The 17112-nt window shown below is 70.4% G+C and carries 14 protein-coding genes; 5 read left to right on the top strand and 9 right to left on the bottom strand.

Features of this window, described 5'->3' with window-relative positions; translation table 11 throughout:
- Positions 1 to 15: 15 nt before the first annotated feature.
- The 3 genes from MRBLWO14_RS09425 to MRBLWO14_RS09415 all read right to left on the bottom strand — a co-directional run bounded on the left by MRBLWO14_RS09425 (position 16) and on the right by MRBLWO14_RS09415 (position 3265).
- Positions 16 to 1356, bottom strand: a complete 1341-nt coding sequence (locus MRBLWO14_RS09425) for a GAF domain-containing protein (protein ID WP_341932899.1) — start codon at positions 1354 to 1356, stop codon at positions 16 to 18.
- A gap of 117 nt (positions 1357 to 1473) precedes the next feature.
- A complete protein-coding gene (locus MRBLWO14_RS09420; RefSeq protein ID WP_341932898.1) occupies positions 1474 to 2901 on the bottom strand; it encodes a CCA tRNA nucleotidyltransferase in 1428 nt (475 codons plus the stop codon).
- Positions 2902 to 2971: 70 nt separating this feature from the next.
- Positions 2972 to 3265: a hypothetical protein gene (locus tag MRBLWO14_RS09415; protein ID WP_341932897.1), complete on the bottom strand. Its 294-nt coding sequence runs from the start codon at positions 3263 to 3265 to the stop codon at positions 2972 to 2974.
- Positions 3266 to 3407: 142 nt separating this feature from the next.
- On the opposite strand from MRBLWO14_RS09415, the gene MRBLWO14_RS09410 reads away from it, so the two are divergent.
- Positions 3408 to 5945 (top strand): metallophosphoesterase family protein, encoded by a 2538-nt coding sequence (locus tag MRBLWO14_RS09410; protein WP_341932896.1) that lies wholly within the window; start codon positions 3408 to 3410, stop codon positions 5943 to 5945.
- A gap of 116 nt (positions 5946 to 6061) precedes the next feature.
- Positions 6062 to 7819 (top strand): alkaline phosphatase family protein, encoded by a 1758-nt coding sequence (locus tag MRBLWO14_RS09405; RefSeq protein ID WP_341932895.1) that lies wholly within the window; start codon positions 6062 to 6064, stop codon positions 7817 to 7819.
- Positions 7820 to 7824: 5 nt separating this feature from the next.
- Here MRBLWO14_RS09405 and MRBLWO14_RS09400 read toward each other — a convergent pair whose 3' ends face one another.
- The 4 genes from MRBLWO14_RS09400 to MRBLWO14_RS09385 all read right to left on the bottom strand — a co-directional run bounded on the left by MRBLWO14_RS09400 (position 7825) and on the right by MRBLWO14_RS09385 (position 9780).
- On the bottom strand, positions 7825 to 8169 hold the full coding sequence (locus tag MRBLWO14_RS09400) for a type II toxin-antitoxin system PemK/MazF family toxin (RefSeq protein WP_341932894.1): 345 nt from the start codon (positions 8167 to 8169) through the stop codon (positions 7825 to 7827).
- A complete protein-coding gene (locus tag MRBLWO14_RS09395) occupies positions 8166 to 8399 on the bottom strand; it encodes a hypothetical protein (RefSeq protein ID WP_341932893.1) in 234 nt (77 codons plus the stop codon). The genes MRBLWO14_RS09400 and MRBLWO14_RS09395 overlap by 4 nt, the downstream gene beginning before the upstream one ends.
- A gap of 42 nt (positions 8400 to 8441) precedes the next feature.
- Positions 8442 to 8996, bottom strand: a complete 555-nt coding sequence (locus MRBLWO14_RS09390; RefSeq protein WP_341932892.1) for a small multidrug efflux protein — start codon at positions 8994 to 8996, stop codon at positions 8442 to 8444.
- Between the two features lie 88 nt (positions 8997 to 9084).
- Entirely contained in the window at positions 9085 to 9780 is a 696-nt protein-coding gene (locus MRBLWO14_RS09385) for a GPP34 family phosphoprotein (RefSeq protein ID WP_341932891.1), read from the bottom strand.
- An 81-nt stretch (positions 9781 to 9861) separates the two neighbouring features.
- On the opposite strand from MRBLWO14_RS09385, the gene MRBLWO14_RS09380 reads away from it, so the two are divergent.
- Positions 9862 to 10461 (top strand): TetR/AcrR family transcriptional regulator, encoded by a 600-nt coding sequence (locus MRBLWO14_RS09380; RefSeq protein WP_341932890.1) that lies wholly within the window; start codon positions 9862 to 9864, stop codon positions 10459 to 10461.
- Between the two features lie 53 nt (positions 10462 to 10514).
- Here MRBLWO14_RS09380 and MRBLWO14_RS09375 read toward each other — a convergent pair whose 3' ends face one another.
- A complete protein-coding gene (locus tag MRBLWO14_RS09375; protein WP_341932889.1) occupies positions 10515 to 11570 on the bottom strand; it encodes an LLM class flavin-dependent oxidoreductase in 1056 nt (351 codons plus the stop codon).
- Between the two features lie 118 nt (positions 11571 to 11688).
- Positions 11689 to 13221: a methyltransferase gene (locus MRBLWO14_RS09370; protein ID WP_341932888.1), complete on the bottom strand. Its 1533-nt coding sequence runs from the start codon at positions 13219 to 13221 to the stop codon at positions 11689 to 11691.
- A gap of 98 nt (positions 13222 to 13319) precedes the next feature.
- On the opposite strand from MRBLWO14_RS09370, the gene MRBLWO14_RS09365 reads away from it, so the two are divergent.
- Both MRBLWO14_RS09365 and murJ read left to right on the top strand, forming a co-directional pair.
- Positions 13320 to 15428, top strand: coding sequence for a DUF6049 family protein (locus MRBLWO14_RS09365; RefSeq protein WP_341932887.1), 2109 nt, complete (start codon positions 13320 to 13322; stop codon positions 15426 to 15428).
- Complete coding sequence (murJ, locus tag MRBLWO14_RS09360) at positions 15421 to 17040, top strand: murein biosynthesis integral membrane protein MurJ (RefSeq protein WP_341932886.1); 1620 nt, start codon at positions 15421 to 15423, stop codon at positions 17038 to 17040. The genes MRBLWO14_RS09365 and murJ overlap by 8 nt, the downstream gene beginning before the upstream one ends.
- Positions 17041 to 17112 lie beyond the last annotated feature (72 nt).

The raw sequence follows: 17112 nt of genomic DNA, 5'->3' as shown, positions 1-17112 counted from the left end.
GTGCCCGGCGAACCGTCAGCGCGCTTCGAGCCGCTCGATCCGGGTGACGAGGCCCGCGCGTTTCGGCGAGCGCGCCGGCAGCATCTCGAGTGCGAGGCGCAGCGCCTCGGCATCCGCCTGTCCTTCGGGGATCTCGGCGTAGGCGAGCAGCACGTCGAGGCTCGCCTCCGACAGCATCGCCTCGCGCAGCGCAGCACGCACCGAGTCGCGGAAGTCCTCGACGCCCGGCGACGTCGACTCGGGCAGTACCGGGCCGCGGTAGGCGGTCAGCGCGACGCGGTGCGCTCCTCGGTCGAGCAGCGACAGCACGTCGTGGGCGTCCGTCTCCAGCGGCACGGGCAGACGGTACGGACGCGACTCGGGCACGAGGCTCGGAGCGTGCTTCTCGAGCACCTTCCTCAGTCGCACCATCTCGGGCCGCAGCGTGTCGGGCGAGGCGTCTGCGCCGTAGACGAGCTCGCTGAGGCGCTCGGCCGACAGGCCCTGGCGGTGCGTGGCGAGCATGAGCAGGATCGCAGCGTGCCGGGCGCTCAGCTCGATGACGGACTCCTCGTGCTCGGTCTCGGTCTCCAGCCGCGCCCGATCGCGTCCGAGCACGTGCAGGGTGGCACGGGTCGTCGGTCTGGCCCTCGTGGAGACGGATGCCGGGCGCTGCGTCTCGGCCCGTTGCCGGAGCCGGGCGACGAGCAGCTCCGACTCCACGGCGCGCGCGGTCGCATCGACGAGCAGTCTGGCCTGCGTCGACACGACCTCCTCCCCGCCGGTGACGTCGATGACGCCGAGCACGCGCTGCGTCTCGGGGTCCCGCACCGGGGCGGCCGAGCACGACCAGGGATGCACGAGCCGGTTGTAGTGCTCGGCACCGCGGATCTGCACGGACTGGCCGAGCGTGAGTGCGGTGCCCGGCGCGCTGGTGCCCACCGCATCCTCCGCCCAGTTCGCACCGGCGACGAATCCCATGCCGTCGGTCAGCGACTGCAGCTGGCGGTCGCCCTCGATCCACAGCAGGCGGCCCGCCTGGTCGCCGACGGCGACGACGACACCCGAATCCTCGGCCGAGCCGGGCAGCAGGAGGGCGCGGATCATGTCCATCGCCGAGGCGAGCGGGTGCGCACGGCGGTACTCGTCGAGCTCCTCGCTCATGAGGTCGATCGGGGGGATGCCTTCGGGGCCGACGCGTCCGCGCCACGATCGCACCCACGACTCGCGCACGAGCGGACGGACCTGCTGCAGCCGCACGTCGTCGAGGTTGCCGGCGATCAGTTCCTCGTGTGCGCGCTCGACGAGGAGTCGGGAGGCCTCTGGGCCGTCACGCGACACCTGCCACGGCGCAACCACATCGTCTCCGATCGTCATCGCGGGTGGTCTCAGTGTACGAGCCGGGTGTCGCGGGCGATACGGGTTGTGCGGGTGGTGTGTCAGGAGTGTTCGCGGACGCGGATGCAGCTCCCGGTCCTGCAAGCGAGCGGCGGGCTAGCCCCGAGCGGCCCACCACTCGCGGAGGCGCTGCTCCGCGGCATCCGTCCCGATGACGCCCTCGTCGAGGCGCAGCTCGAGCAGGAAGCGGTAGGCGTCGCCGACCTCGCGGCCCGGACGGATGCCGAGCACCTCCTGAATTCGGTTGCCGTCGAGCTCGGGGCGGATCGAATCGAGCTCCTCCTGCTCGCGAAGTGCCGCGATGCGCGATTCGATGTCGTCGTAGGCCGAGGCGAGCCGCGACGCCTTGCGCTTGTTGCGCGTGGTGACGTCGGCGCGGGTGAGGATGTGCAGGCGCTCCAGCTCGTCGCCGGCATCGCGCACGTAGCGGCGCACTGCGGCATCCGTCCACGCGCCCTCGGCGTAGCCGAAGAAGCGCAGGTGCAGTTCGATGAGCGTCGCGACGGTCTCGGTGGTCGCCGTGTCGAAGCGCAGGGCCTGCAGGCGCTTGCGCGCCATGCGGGACCCGACGATGTCGTGGTGGTGGAACGTGACCGCTCCCCCGTCCTCGAGCCTGCGGGTGCGGGGCTTGCCGATGTCGTGCAGCAGTGCCGCGATGCGCAACGGCACGTCGGGGGCCGCACCGGGATGCCGCGAGTGCTCGAGCTCGATCGCCTGCCGCAGCACGGTGAGCGAGTGCTCGTAGACGTCCTTGTGGTGGTGGTGCTCGTCGACCTCGAGGCGCAGCGCGCTGATCTCGGGCAGGAACTCGTCGACGAGTCCGGTGTCGACGAGCACGCGGATGCCGCGCACGGGGTCGTCGGTCTGCATGAGGCGCACGAGCTCGGACTGGATGCGTTCGGGGCTCACGATCGAGAGGGTGCCGCGCAGCTGCTCGATCGCCGCGGTCGTCGCGGCGTCGATCGCGAATCCGAGCTGCGCGCTGAACCGCGCACCGCGCAGCATGCGCAGCGGATCGTCGCCGAACGACACCTGCGGATCGGCCGGCGTGCGCAGCACTCCCGCGACGAGATCCTCGACGCCGCCCGTGGGGTCGATCAGCTTCACCGCCGGCACCTGCAGCGCCATCGCGTTCACGGTGAAGTCGCGGCGGATGAGATCGCCGTCGATCGTGTCGCCGAACTCGACGGTCGGCTTGCGGGTCACTCCGTCGTAGCTGTCGGCGCGGTAGGTCGTGATCTCGACCTGCTCGCCCTGCACGCGCGCGCCGATCGTGCCGAAGGCCCGGCCGATGTCCCACTGAGCGGTCGACACGGGTGTGACGATGCGCAGGATGTCGTCGGGCTGCGCGTTCGTCGTGAAGTCGAGGTCGTGGGTCTCGCGTCCGAGGATCGCATCGCGCACCGGACCGCCCACGACGGCCAGGTCGAACCCCGCTGCGGCGAACGCGTCAGCGAGGGTGCGGACCACCGGATTCTCGGCGAGCGCGCCGAGGCGGGCGAGGCCGTCGGCCATGTTGAGCATGGGTTCCAGCGTACTCGGCGGCCTCCGGGGCCTGGAAAACGCAGACCGACGCCGACGTCAGGACAGGGCCTCAGAAGAGAGGGTTCTCGCCCTTCGCCTGCGCCACCGCCGCGGCTCTCGTCCGGATGAGGCGCAGCAGCAGGGCGCTCAGCACGAAGCCGCCGACCAGCGCCACACCCATGAGGAACCAGACGCCGATCTCGGGATCGATGACCTTCAGGCCGTAGATCAGCACGACGCCCAGCAGCAGGACGGGTCCCTCGACGAGGGCGAACGTCACGAACAGACGCGTCTGCTTCGCCGCGTACTCCTTCTCGACCGCTCGCACCCGTGCACCGATCGACGAATCCCCCGCGTAGCTCATGCCTTCACCCTACTGAGAGCGGGTGGATGCCGTCGTTCACCTCCCCGTCGCCTCGGCGTCAACCCGCCGTCATCCCGCTCCGATGGGCTGGTCGGGCCCCGTGCGGCTGAGCACGGAACACCCCACCCCACGAAGGACACCCATGACCTCCCCCACCCCTGCGGTGCGGTGGCGGCGCTACGGACTCGCGTCCGCCGCCGTCGTCGCCCTGCTCGGCGGCGCCGTCGTCGCCCCGATCGCCGCTGCCGCACCCGACCCCGAGGTGCCGACGGGCTCGCTGATCACCGGCGACACGACGTGGCGCTACCTCGACGACGGCTCGGACCCGTCCCCGGCTCCGGCCGCCCTGCGCGACTGGACGCTGCCCGACTTCGACGACAGCGCCTGGAAGACCGCTCCCGGGTCATTCGGCGCCAAGAACGGCGCACTCGCCGCGGTCGGACCGCAGACGCCGAAGACGTTGCTGAACCACTACCTCGACGGCACGGCGGCCCCCACGGTCCCCACCTACTTCTTCCGCACGACGTTCGATCTGCAGGAGGGCGTCGCCGAGCAGGTCGCCGCGCTGCGCAGCACGATCACGTACGACGACGCGGTCATCGTGTGGATCAACGGCGAAGAGGTCGCCCGCTATGTCGACGGCCGCATCACCGACACCGTCAACGTCGAATACGCCGGCGACTCGAACGGCGACCCGCTGACCAGCACGTTCAGCGCCGAGGGGACGCTGCTGCACGACGGTGAGAACGACATCGCGGTCGCGCTGTTCCAGGACCGCGAGACGAGCTCCGACATCTACTTCGACATGTCGTCGCTCACGCTCGTCGAGGCATCCGATCCCGGTTCGCCGGTGGTCGCGCCGCCGACGCGCGTGATCCTCACACCCACCGAGCAGCCTGCCGTGTCGCAGTCGGTGTCGTGGCTCGCCGGCGATGCATCCCACACCGTCGGCCAGGTCGAGATCGCACCGGCCGCGGGCGGCGAGACCCGCACGGTCGACGCGTACGACGCGGGCGTCGTGAACGGCAACCCGAACAAGCACTTCTCGGCGACGATCACCGGTCTTCAGCCCGCGACCGCATACCGCTACCGCGTCGGTCTGCCCGGCAGCTGGAGTGAGTGGTTCGAGTTCCGCACCGCCGATCCGTCGGCGACGGACTTCCAGTTCATCTACTACGGCGACGCCCAGATCGGCCTCGACACCACGTGGCCGAGCGTGGTGAAGCAGGCCGAGGCGAACGCGCCCCGGTCGATCGGGTCGGTGCACGCCGGCGACCTCATCAACACGTCCAGCAACGAGAACGAGTGGCTGAACTGGTTCAAGGGCATGGAGGACTCCGCCGTGCGGACCAACGTCATGGCGGCGCCCGGCAATCACGAGTACTCGGGCGACAAGCTCCTGACCGCCTGGAAGGCCGCGTTCGAGTACCCGCACAACAACCCGTCGACGAGCACGATCGGCAGCCTCGCCGACCTCGCGAAGGGCGACACCCCGGTGGCGCAGCAGTACCGCGCGTACTTCGACCACTGGTCGTCGTTCGCGGCCGAGACGGCGTACTACACCGACTACCAGGGCGTGCGGTTCATCACCCTCAATGCGACTCGTGACACGACGTTCCTCACGCCGGCCGGCCTCCCGTCCTGCACGGGAGCGGACTGCCCGTCGAGTCAGGTGGCAGTGCTGTGGACCCGTTTCCAGGCCGCGTGGCTCGACCTGCTGCTGCAGAACAGCCCGTCGAAGTGGAACGTCGTCACCTTCCATCAGCCGGTGTTCTCGGCATCCGAGGGTCGTGACGAGCCGGTGCTGCGCGCCGAGTGGCTGCCCGTGTTCCAGCGCAACGACATCGACCTGGTCCTCATGGGTCACGACCACACGTACGCTCGCGGCTTCGTCGACACCGACGCGACCGGCACAGCCGGCATGACGTCGGGTCCCGTGTACGTCGTGTCGAACTCGGGCGCGAAGCATTACGAGCTCGAGACGCCCGAGAAGAACGTGTGGACCAACAACGGCGCGACGCAGGTGCTCCGCGGCCAGGGCGTCACGACCTACCAGGTCATCGACGTCTCGAAGGACCAGCTCGTCTACCGCTCGTACCTCGCGGAGAAGCAGCCGGATGCCACGACCGACCTCCCCGTCGGCGCTGTCTACGACACCTTCACGGTGACGAAGTCGGATGCGGGCGAGAAGTACGTGACCGAGGCGGGCGTCACCCCTCCCGTCATCGAGGAGCCGGAGAAGCCCACGGTCGAGCTGGGAACGGCATCCGTCACGGCGGGCGGCACCGTCACGGTGTCGGGCTCCGGGTTCGCAGCCGGCGCGGTCCTGCGCTTCGAACTGCGCTCCGACCCGGTCGATCTGGGCACGACGACGGCGGACGCGAACGGCGCCTTCCGCCGCACGCTCACGATCCCCGCGAACACCCCGGCCGGGATGCACACGCTCGCTGTGATCCTCGCCGACGGCACGGAGGTGACCTCCTCGCTGACCGTCACGGCCGCGGCGCCCAGCGGCGGCGCGACGACCCCGGGCACGGGAGGCGCGACCGCCGGTGCCCTCGCGAACACGGGTGCCGACAGCACGCCGTACATCGTCGGCGCGGTGGTGCTGCTCGCCCTCGGCCTCGGCCTGGTCGTGCTGCGCCGTCGCCGCGTGCACGGCGCGGATTCGGCCGAGTAGTCGCGGCAACCCCCTGAGGGCGTCGTCGGGTCACCCCGGCGGCGCCCTCCGTCGTCGCAGCCCCGCCGTGCCGAGAGCGGGTGCGCCCGCGCGGCAGGGAGCCTAGGATCGGCCTCGTGACGGCAGACGAGAAGCAGGGCCCCGGCGACACCTCCCGGCGCGGTTTCCTGAAGATGGGAGGGGCGGCTCTCGCGGGTGCCGTCGTCGGCGGCGCGGGCGGTGCGGCGATCGGCGCGAGCGTCGCCGGCGGCCCGAGGGACGGGTTCGCCGCCGATCCCGACCCGTTCTCCGCACTCACGCCTCGCAGCGAACCCGGGTTCGACCATCTCGTCGTCGTGATGGGTGAGAACCGCTCGTTCGACAACCTGCTCGGCTATCTCTACACGGCAGAGAACCTTCCGAAGGGCGAGACCTTCGAGGGCCTCGCCTTCGGGAAGCACAGCAACACCGCATCCGACGGCACCGTCGTCGACGCCCACATCTACACCGGTGACACCGACCGGATCATGAGCTACCCCGACCCGGATCCGGGCGAGGAGTACCCGCACGTCAACACGCAGATCTTCGGCACGGTCGACCCGAAGGGGAACGCCGATCTCTTCGCCGAGCAGATGACCGCTCCGTTCAACGCCCCGACGCACGGCGAGAAGGCCACGATGTCGGGGTTCCTCGAGGACTACATCATCAACTTCCGCCGTCTGCGGCAGGGCGAGCCTCCCCAGCCCGCCGAAGCGGCGCACATCATGGGGTCGTTCTCTCCCGAGATGCTGCCGGTGCTGTCGACTCTCGCGACAGAGTTCGCCGTGTTCGACCACTGGTTCGCCGGGGTCCCGTCGCAGACCTTCTGCAACCGCTCCTTCTTCCACGCCTCGACCTCGCACGGGTTCGTCACCAACCAGGGCGGAGCGGGCTTCGGCAAGTGGTTGTCGGCTCCGGCGGCCCCCACGGTGTTCAACCGCCTGGAGGACAAGGACGTCAGCTGGAAGATCTACATCGACAAGCTGCAGCTCGTCTCGTACACGGGGATGCTGCACGTCGCCGTGCTGGAGAAGTACTGGCGCACCGAGCACTTCGGAACGATGGAGGACTTCTACGCCGACGCGAAGAACGGCACCCTGCCCGCGTACGCCTTCATCGAACCGCGCATGGTCTACGACCACAACGACTTCCACCCGCCCTTCGGGTCCCCCCGCGAGGGCGAGGTCGACGGGCGCGAGGTGTTCGACAGCGCCATCTCCGACGTCAGAGCGGGCGATCGGCTGATCCACGACATCTACGAGGCGATCCGCACGAGCGCGTCCCCGAAGGGGTCGAACGCCGTCAACACGCTGCTGCTCATCACCTTCGACGAGCACGGCGGGACATATGACCACGTGCCGCCGCCCGCGGCCACGAAGCCGACGAAGGATACGGGTCCCGGCGAGATGGACTTCACGTTCGACCGCCTCGGATGCCGCGTGCCGGCCATCGCGGTGTCGGCCTACACGAAGCGCAACACGATCATCCACGACGAGATGCATCACGGATCCGTCACCGCCACGCTCTCGCGCCTGCACGGTCTGGAGCCCCTGAACGATCGCGATCAATCGGCGAACACGCTTTTCACCGTCGTGAACCTCGACAAGCCCCGGCATCCGGCCGACTGGCCCATCACGACGCCGGCGTACACCCCGCCGAATCCCGAGGAGCGGACGCCGCAGGACGGCGCGGAGGCGCAGATGAAGCCGCTCACTCCGCCGGCCCGCGGACTGCTGGGCCTGCTCATCGCGAAGTACGGGCGCCCCGACGAGCCCGAGCCCAAGACGTTCGCCGACGCCTACCGCCTGCTGCACGAGCACGGCGAGGAGCTGTTCGGTCCGCCCAAGAGCGCCTGACGCGGTCAGAGGTCGAGGAAGTCTCCCAGCCAGGTGCGCACCTCGGCGAGACATCGCGGGCTCACCGAACCCGCGACACCGGTGAGACGTTCGCGCGACAGCGTGCGCGGTTGCTCGGTCATGATCCACGAGAGACGGTCCAGCCCGCTCGGCCCCTCGACCGGCACGTGGTTCGGCCACCCCCGATCGACGGTCGTGATGGGCAGCGCGATCGCGAGGGTCGTCACGGCGTCCAGGTATCCCGCCGATGCGACGAGGAGAACCGGGCGGTGCCCACCCTGCTCGCGCCCGCGGACGGGGGCGAGACTTGCCCAGGCGACGGCGCCGGGTAGGAGTTCGAACTCCGTCACGACGCGGCGGGGTGGTCGAGCCGCTCCCACTCGGCGGTCTCCTCGGCATAGCTCCTCGCGTCCGCCGAGGACGTCTGCGCGACGGCATCCTTGACCGCGGCGAGCCGACGTCGGCGGTCCTCCGCATCGGCGAGGCGCTCGAGATGGGCGCCGAGGGTGAGACCGTCGCGGGCGGCCTGCGTCTTCAGGCGGTCGCGCAGGTCGTCACTCACCTTGATGGTCGTGGTCATACTTCGAGTATACCGATGCACCTTCGTGGGGCAGAGCGGATCTCAGGCGGCTGTGACCAGGCTCAGCACACCGGTCGCGATGAGTGTGGTGAGGCTCGTCCACAGCACGATGGCCACGGCCTGCCACAGCAGCACCCACTGCTTCGACACACCCGTCGAGACGAGCACTGCGGCCGTGAACTGCGTCGGAAGAGCGAGCGGACCGAGGATGCTGGCTCCCGGCACGCCGAAACGCACGAGGAAGCGCTTGAGCCGCTTCACTCCCTTCGATTCGGTCGTGGTTTCGGGGTCGTTCGCCTCGGCTCGGGCGACCTCCGATCCGGCGGGCACGGGCACCGCCGACGCCCGGCGAGCACGCCGCGCGAGGATCGCCGCACGGATCCGTGCGCCGAAGAAGACGACGAGCAGAACCGACAGGAAGTTGCCGGTCACCGCGGCGAGCGCGGCCACGACCGGGTGGAGTCCGGCCCAGACGCCGAGCACGGAGGCGAGCTCGCCCTCGATGAACGGGATGGCTGCGGCGAGCGCGACGATCAGCGGTTGGATGAGCAGCGGAACCTCGGACGCGAGGTTCTGCAGGAATTCGAAGACGTTCATGTTCTCTCCTCGGAGTGAGTGCGTGGTTGGTGGCGGGCACCCCGAGCACCGCTGCACCCGAGAGCGCAGCGGGCGGGATGCCGCGGGGTCAGCGGTTCGTGATGACGGCGGTGGCGACGAGGGTGTTCGTGATGATCGCGATCATGGTGCGGGTGACGGCGGCGGCCGCGGCACCGGCTGCCCAGTCGCTGCGTTCGATCTCCTTGGCACGGGTCGCCGTAGTACCGGACCACGGGATCTCCCGATGCAGGGTCGGCAGTCCGCCGCTCGCCGAGACGAGCGCGATCACGGCGGCGATGCGCGGTTCGGGCTGCTCGCCGTCGACGAGCGCCCGGCGCATGGCGTCGACGATCTCGGCGCGACGGCCCGTATCGCCCTCGGAGAGCTTCGTCGTCGGAAAGACCCCGAGCGCCCGATGCTCGGAGCGATGGAGGTGCCCGCGCTCGACGAGGCGGTCGAGCAGCGGAGCGCGCAGGTTCGGTCCGATGGCGGCGAGCACGCCCTGCACTTCGCGCGGCTTCTCGGAGATGTAGTCCCAGGCCGGACGCAGCAGCGCGTCGTCTGGCGCGTCCCCCTCGGCCCGGATGCGCACGCCGCGGATGCCGGCGTCCTCACTCGAGGCGTGTCCCGTGCTCGCGAGATCGGCGAGCACGGCGCCGCCGAGCACGTAGAAGAGAGTGCTCTCTCCGGCGATCGTGCCGGAGGAAGGGTCGAAGAGCGCCAGCAGCACGTCTTCCACGAGAAGGGTGCCGGTGCGCTGCGTGTGAAGGCTGTCGTCGGTCATGATCAACAGGTTAGCACACTGTACTAGCACGGTGTACCGGAACGCTGTGCCAACCGTCTAGACTCTTCTCCGGAGGCAGTGATGGGAACCAGGGAGCGAATCCTCGAAGCGACCACGGAGATGATCCGCGAGGGCAGCGAACGGCTGAGCGTGCGGGCGGTCGCGAAGCGCGCGGGGTGCGGCGCGAGCACGCTGCGCCACTACTTCCCCACGCAACGCGACCTCCTCAACGCGGCGCTCACCGCGACGTACGAGGCGGCGATGCCCGACGAGCGGATCCGCGACACCTCCGTCCCCCCGCGCGAACGTCTGCGCGAATGCCTCCTCCGCCTGCTCCAGCCGTTCGGCGGACCGGATGCCGCGCGCGATGTGTGGCTCAGCATCTTCGAGGCGTTCGCCGGACCCGACGCGACCCCCGAAGCGCGGGCCGGCTATGAGGTGCTCGAAGCACAGGCAGCCCGCCGCGTCGGCGCCTGGCTGGCGATCCTCGAGGCCGAGGGCGCGCTCACGGCCGGCGACAACGCGCGCCGCACCCACTTCCTGCTCACGGTGGTCGACGGCCTCTCGATCGCGAGAGTCCTCCCCCGCCGTGGCACGCACCTCGAAGACGAGGCCGCCACGCTCGCGCGCGCCGTCGACGCCGTGTTCGACGTGCCCTTCCCCTCCGCGCCCGTGCGCTGAAGACGAAGAGGGGCGGATGCCGCAGCATCCGCCCCTCTCGTCATCGATCGACCTCAGACCGGGTCGCCCTGCACGGGCCCCTCGGTGTTGGGCTTCCAGCCCAGCGCCGGCGCGACGTGCTCGGCGAACGCCTCGAGCACGTGCAGGTTGTAGGCCGGGCCGAGCTGGTTCGGGATCGTGAGCAGCAGGGTGTCGGCCGACATCACGGCCTCGTCGGCCTTCAGCTGCTCGATGAGCACATCGGGCTCGGCCGCGTAGGTCTTGCCGAACGTCGAACGGAATCCGTCGATGATGCCGACCTGGTCGGCGTTCTCCTCGCTGCGCAGACCGAAGTACGCCCGGTCCATGTCCGACACGAGCGGGAAGACGCTGCGGCTCACCGAGACGCGCGGAGCGCCGGTGTGACCGGCATCCTTGTACGCCGCGCGGAAGAGGTCGATCTGCTCGCGCTGCAGCTCGTGGAACGGCTGACCCGTCGCCTCCGTGACGAGGGTCGAGCTCATCATGTTGAGACCCTTGCGGCCGGTCTCCTCGGCGGTCGCCCGCGACCCGGAGCCCCACCAGATGTGATCGCGCAGGGTCGGCGACTGCGGCTCGATCTGCAGGTAGCGCCCCGCACCGACCATGCGCGGGTCGCCCGGTGCGAGCCCCTCGCCGTCGATCGCGCGGAGGAACAGGTCGAACTTCTCGCGGGCGAGCACCGATCCGCGCTCGGGGTCCTCCTCATCGTGGAACCCGAAGGTCTCGTAGCCGCGCAGCGCCGTCTCGGGTGACCCGCGGCTCACGCCGAGGGCGATGCGTCCGTCGGCGATGAGGTCGAGGGCCGCGGCCTCCTCGGCGAACTGGAACGGGTTCTCGTACCGCATGTCGATGACGCCGGTGCCGACCTCGATGCGCTGGGTGCGCGCGGCCATCGCCGCCAGCACCGGCATGGGGGACGCGGCTTGGCGCGCCCAGTGGTGGACGCGCACTGAGGCGCCGTTCACGCCGAGCTCGTCTGCGCCCTCCGCGATCTCGATCGTCTGCTTGAGCATGTCACCGGCCGTGCGGGTCGCCGAACCCGGCACATCGGCATAGTGGCCGAAGGAGAGGAATCCGAAAGCCTTCATGGTGTATTCGAACGCATGGATGCCGCGGGGTATTCCGTGCAACTTCTGCGGCCATCGTCACCTTCTGCGGCCTCTGCGCGCGCGAACGGCCGCAGAACATGCCCGAGGCCGCAGAAATTCATGCGGCAGCCGGAGCCAGGAACCCGTCGATCACGAACGCCCGGATCCGCGGCTCGAGGTCGGCCCACAGCGCGGGGAACGGCACCTCGAACAGGTCGGCGAGCGCAGCGGCGATCTGCATCACGGTCAGTTCGCCGTCGCAGGCGCCCACGAACGCGGCGAGCGCGGGGTCGACCGACACCGTCCTGGCGAATCCGCCGCCCTGACGCAGCTCGATGATGCTCGGGTCGTCGCTGCCCGGCAGCAGGTGGCGGGCCTCCGTGACGTCGGATGCCGTGACGAGCGTCATCGGCAGCCCCTCGGCGAGCAGGTCGTGGGCGGCGAGCCCGGCGCGCAGCGCCCCTCCCACGTTCGACACCGGCTGCGTGACGCGCTCCAGTCGCCGCAGCGGCGCGGCTCCGGACGGACGGCGGATGAGGATGTACCCGAAACCGACCCCGGTGACGCCGCGCTCCGCGAAGTCGTCGAGCCAGGCGGTGAGCAGCGGCGTGAACTCGGGGTCGCGGGGCGTCGTGCCGCCGTCGCGGATCCACAGCTCCGCATAGCCGAGCGGCGTCAGCTCCTCGCGCTGCACGACCCACAGGTCGAGCTCGGCGGGCACCCAGGACGAGAGCCGGTCGAGTCCGGCGCGGAGCGCGAGCTCGGCCTGACCGCCGCGCGATTCCCAGTTGCCGAGCAGCTGAGCCGCACCGCCGACCGTGAGGAAGCGCGGCGCCGCACGCACGAACTGCTCGACGAGCGCGTCGCCGACGAGGCCGCCGTCGCGGTACTCGTACTCGGGAACACCGTCGACTCGCGGGGTGATGACGAACGGCGGGTTCGAGACGATGAGATCGAACGCCTCGCCCTCGACGGGCTCGAACATGCTGCCCTGGCGGAACTCGATGTTCGCGACGCCGTTCAGCTGCGCGTTGAGCTCGGCGTACGCGAGCGCCCTCGCCGAGATGTCGGTGGCGACGACGGCACCCGCGTGACGTGCGACGAGCAGTGCCTGGATGCCGCAGCCGGTGCCGAGATCGAGCGCCCGGTCGACCTCGATCGGCATGATGATCTCCGCCAGCGTCCGTGACGCCCCGCCGACGCCGAGCACGTGATCGGGCGGAAGGGCGCCGTCGAGGGCGACCTCGTCGAGGTCGCTCGCGATCCACCACTCCCCCATGCCGTCGGCGTCCACGAACGACTGCGGGCGCAGCAGCGCGGTCGGCACGACGTGCTCGCCGTCGATCCGCGCGAGACCGAGTGCCGTGAGCCCGTCGACGCCGAGCCGCGGGAGAGCGGCGGAGACGGATGCCGTCAGCTGCGGCATCCCGAGCACGAAGAGGCGTCCGAGAGTCGCGAGCACCCCGTCGTCACCGGCCGTCGCACGCAGGATGGGTTCGCGCATGCCGCGGGCGAGGGCGTCGTCGGCCTCCTCGCCCCAGAGGCGTCGGAGGGGCTCCGACCGCAGATCGGCGGCGTCGAGATCGGCGGCGAGCGCGGTGCTCAGAGAGTGATCGGGGACGGGCGCTGCAGTGTCGGACACGGCCGTCACTCTACGCGTCTTCAGGGTTCTCTTTCGGCCGGACGCCTAGAATCGCAAGGTCACGACTCACGAGCCGCCTGAGAACACGGCGCTCGAGGAAAGACCCCATGACCGCGAGCACCTCCCAGAACGGCCTGCGCGCGCGCCTGCACCGCCTGGCGCGCGGTTCCGTCGTCGTCGCGGCCGTGCTCGGCCTCTGCGCCACGGGCGGTGCCGCTCCCGCGGTCGCCGACTCGTCGTCCGACGAACCGTCGGTCGAGGTGCACGTCTCCGCCGGTCTGCGCGGCACCGTGGCCCCGGGCAACGCGACCACCGCATCCCTCACGGTGCAGAACGAGTCGACGTCCGAGCTGCCGGCCGGGCGGGTCACCGTCGAACTCAACCGCACGCCCCTCGGCGACGAGACCACGCTGCAGAGCTGGCTCGACGACGCCGAGACGACGGGATCCTTCGAGGAGATCGGCACCGACTCGACGACGCCCGTCGACCCCGACTCCTCTGCGACGACGAGCATCTTCATCCCCGCGGAGACCCTCGCCGACCTGGCCCCGGGCGTCTACCCCCTCCGGGCGACGCTCACCGGCGCGGCGACCGCCGACATCGACGAGGACGTCACCTCGACCTCGGTGCTCGTCGTCTCCGAGCCCCCGGCCGCTCCGATCGCCGTGGTCGTCCCCCTCACAGCCACACCGGCCGACGGCGCGCTGCTCACCTCCGAGGAGCTCAATCTCCTCACCGCCGCCGACGGGGCCCTCACCGCCGTGCTCGAGGGCGTGTCCGGAACCTCCGCGGTGCTCGCCGTCGACCCTGCGATCCCGGCATCCATCCGCGTGCTCGGATCGGCGGCTCCTGCGCCGGCGGTCGAGTGGCTGCGCCGGCTCGACGCCCTCCCCAACGAGCGGTTCGCGCTGCAGTTCGGCGACGCCGACCTGACCACGCAGTCGCAGGCCGGTCTCACCGCTCCCCTGCAGCCGACGAGTCTCGCGCCGTACCTCGACCCGAGCCGCTTCACGAACGTCGCGACGCCCACTCCGACTCCCTCCGACGGCGCAGCGGATCCGACCCCGCAGCCCGCAGACGGCAGCCCGCAGCTCCCCGACGACGCGACGCTGACCGCCGTCGACGGAGCCGTCGACGGCATCGTCTGGCCCCGCAGCGACGTCACCGACGCCGACCTCGCCGCCTTCTCCGCCTACCTCGGCGACGACGCCGTCACGATCCTGTCGTCGTCGGCCACGAGCGGCACGGTCGGCGGTCACTCGCTCATCGACGGCCACAGCGTGCTGGTGACGGATGCTGCGGCCTCCAGCGCCCTGTCGAAGGCGGCCAGCCAGAACGACGCCGCCGTCCGCCAGCAGTTCCTCGCGCAGGCGAGCGCGCACCTCTCGCTCTCCGGCCGCGCGAGCACCACGGCGCCGGTCCTCGTCGGCCTCAGCCGCGACGACACCCGCTCGGCCGACGCGCTCAAGGAGACGATCGGCTCGGTCGACACCCCCGGCTTCTCGCTGTCCGGCGTTCTCGCGGCACCGGCGGCGACGACCACCCTGGCCACGGAGCCCGACACCGACCGCGGCACCGACCTGCAGCGCATGCTCGCCGACGAGGCGGTGCTGGGCGAGTTCTCGACGATCCTCGACGACCCGCAGGACATGCTGAGCCCCAAGCGCATGCAGATCATGCGGGCGACCGCGGTCGGACTCGGCGCGAAGGCATTCGACGAGGCCGTCGCCGACGTGAAGGACGCCACCCGCGACACCCTCGCGGCCGTCGACATCCCTCCCGCGAGCACGATCCAGCTCCTCTCGGCCAACGCCGATCTGCCGTTCTCGGTGCGCAACGACCTGCCCTGGCCCGTGAACGTGCTCCTCACGGTCTCGCCGAGCGATCCTCGCCTCGAGGTGCAGTCCGTCACCGCGGCGACCCTGCAGCCCGGTGCCACCACGCGCATCAAGGTCCCGGTGTCGGCCCGCGTCGGCAGCGGCGAGCTGCGGCTCGGCCTCCAGCTCTCGAGCCCCACGGGCGTGCCGATCAGCCAGCCCGAGAGCGTGCGCGTCTCGGTGCGCGCGGAGTGGGAGACGATCGGCCTGGTGCTGTTCGGCGCCCTGATCGTGCTGCTCCTCGGTCTCGGAACCATCCGCACGATCGTGCGCCGTCGGCGCGACAAGCGTGCAGAAGAGGCGGCGGATGCCGTCACCATCGAGGAGTCGGATGAGTAGTCTCGGCCGCGCGAGCGCCATCATCGGCGCGGGGACCATGATTTCGCGGGTCACCGGCCTCCTTCGCACCATCGTGCTCGTCACCGTCATCGGCTCCGTCGGGGCCGACGCCGCCGATGCGTTCGCCGTCGCGAACCAGCTGCCCAACAACGTCTTCTCCCTCATCTCGGTGGGCGTGCTGACCGCCGTGATCATCCCCCAGATCGTGAAGGCGACAGCGGATGCCGACGGCGGCAACGCCTTCATCTCGAAACTGTTCACCCTCGGCACCGTGGCTCTCGTGGCGATCACGGCAGTCGCGACGATCGCCTCACCCTGGCTCGTGTGGCTCTACGCGGGGAAAGAGGGTACGCCCGAGCTCGTCGCCCTCGCCACGGCGTTCGCGTACTGGTGCATGCCGCAGATCCTCTTCTACGGGCTCTACGCGCTGCTCGGCGAGGCCCTCAACGCCCGCCGCATCTTCGGCCCCTTCACCTGGGCGCCCGTGGTCAACAACGTCGTCTCGATCATCGGGTTCCTCGTCATCGGCGCGGTCTTCGGCGGTCCGCTCACCCGCGTGTCCGACTGGACGCCCGAGATGATCGCCGCCCTCGGCGGCACCGCGACGCTCGGCATCCTCATCCAGGCCGCCATCCTGCTCGTGTTCTGGCGCCGCACGGGATTGTCGCTCCGACCCGACTTCCGCTGGCGCGGTGTCGGACTCGGCGGCGTCGGCAAGCTCGCCGGCTGGACCTTCTTCATGGCGGTCGCGAGCCTCCTCGCCGGCCTCGTGCAGACACAGATGCTCATCGAGGCAGCGGGCAAGGGCGCCTCGGTCGCGACGTTCCAGTACGCGTGGCTGATCTTCATGCTCCCCTACTCGATCATCGTGCTGTCGATCGGGACGCCGTACTTCACGCAGATCAGCGAGCACGCGGCGGCCGGACGCGACGACGAGGTCCGCGCCGACATCGCGCGCAGCATCCGCACCCTCCTGTTCTTCATCGTCGCAGCGGTCGCGGCCGTGGCCGCCGCCGCCATCCCGGCCTCCCGCGTGTTCACGAACAGGGCGTCGGATGCCGAGGCCGCCGCCCTCGTGCTCCTCGGGTTCCTCGTGTGCCTGATCCCGCTGACGGTGCTGTTCATCGTGCAGCGCACGTTCTACGCCTACGGCGACACCCGCACGCCGTTCCTGTTCACGCTCTTCCAGTGCGTGCTCGTCGTGGTCACCGCTCTGGTCGCGCAGTGGCTGCTCGCAGCCGAGGTGATCGATGTCACGGCGGTCGCCGCGACGATCGCCCTCGGCCAGTCGATCGCCAGCACGATCCAGACGGTCGTGGCCACGTGGCTGCTGCACCGCAAGATCGGCGGGCTGCGCGTGCGCTCCTGGCTCGCCGCGATCGGGCGCTTCGCGATCGCCGGCATCCCCGCCGGTCTCGCCGGCTGGGGGGTCTTCCTCCTGCTCGGCGGACCGCAGGGATGGACCACGGCCGACAAGCTCCAGGGCGCGCTCGGCACCGGCATCATCGGCATCGCCGTGCTGGTCGTCTACCTCGGCATCCTGGCCCTGCTCCGTGCCCCGGAGCTGGCGGTCGCCGGGTCGCTGCTGCGCCGTTTCCTCCCCGGTCGCTGAGCCCCCGCACGAGGGAATGCGACGCGGTTACCATTGGTTGAACCAGTCGAGCGTCCACCGACGTCTCTGCAA

It is taken from the genome of Microbacterium sp. LWO14-1.2, from assembly GCF_038397715.1.
Lineage (GTDB): Bacteria > Actinomycetota > Actinomycetes > Actinomycetales > Microbacteriaceae > Microbacterium.
This window is presented reverse-complemented; position numbering and strand designations above follow the sequence as displayed.